Raw genomic sequence first — 881 nt, forward strand, 5'->3', positions numbered from 1 at the left:
GCTTCGGTCGGGGCGTCCTGCCCCGCCGGTCCATAGACGCGCACAGTGGCGGCTCCGGCGATCGCGATGGACAGCAGCGTGATCACCGTCAGCGCGCCATTGGCGACCGACCTGTCGGCGCGCAGCAGCGTGATCAGGAGAATCAACCCGAAGAATCCGGCAGCGGCCAGCGTCATCCACATCGGAAAGGCCGGCGAGCGCCAGATTTGGTCGAGCGAAGTGGCCAATGCCCAGTTCATGCGCGACGTCCCCTCACCCGAGCAGAGAGCGAATGGTCAAGCGAGCACCGCGAGTCGGCAACTGCCCCGGCGCACCTTTTGAAGGTGAAGCGGGCCTTTTGACGGCGGCAGGATACAATTCCCTGATGGCACCAATGCGCGGGGTGCGTCAGCCTTCAGGAGCGCGTGCTGGTTTCAGGAGAGCGCGAGCTGGCTTTCCTTGGCGACGCGTTCGAAGGCTTCGGTCGAGCTCTTGATCCGGTACTGGCAATCATCGCCGTCGGTCGGCAGCAGACGGATGACCTCATACGAGCCGCTGGCAGCGGGGCGCGCGACGTTGCTGGCCGTGAACAATACGCGCGTTCCAATCGGGAATTTGTGCTTCAACACCCTCTCCACTCAAACAACGCCTGCCTCGCCCATGGTCCCACTGCGACGGCCGGCCAGAAACCCAGGCGCTGTATAGCACGCAGCCGGTAGTTTTGGCCAGCGCCATGCCCGCATGGCAAACACGCACATTTTTCAGTCTTTTCAGAGTGATAGCGATGGAACCGGCGGGCCGATGATACCGCCGGGGCCGCGCGTTCAGGCGGCGTGTCGCAGGCCGGTCGCAGCCCAGGTGATCCGTAGCCCGGTCAATTGCCGGACCATGAGCGCCGCCGG

1 protein-coding gene and 1 pseudogene are annotated in these 881 nt (G+C 64.5%); both read right to left on the reverse strand.

The features are described from left to right. Positions 1–239, reverse strand: a pseudogene (locus tag MOV75_RS39935) (hypothetical protein); the annotation flags it as partial. A 174-nt stretch (positions 240–413) separates the two neighbouring features. Next, positions 414–605 (reverse strand): hypothetical protein, encoded by a 192-nt coding sequence (locus MOV75_RS39940; RefSeq protein ID WP_026202495.1) that lies wholly within the window; start codon positions 603–605, stop codon positions 414–416. Between the last annotated feature and the right edge of the window lie 276 nt (positions 606–881).

Origin of the sequence: Bradyrhizobium sp. PRIMUS42, assembly GCF_023006515.1 — a bacterium.
In the GTDB taxonomy this organism is placed as follows: domain Bacteria; phylum Pseudomonadota; class Alphaproteobacteria; order Rhizobiales; family Xanthobacteraceae; genus Bradyrhizobium.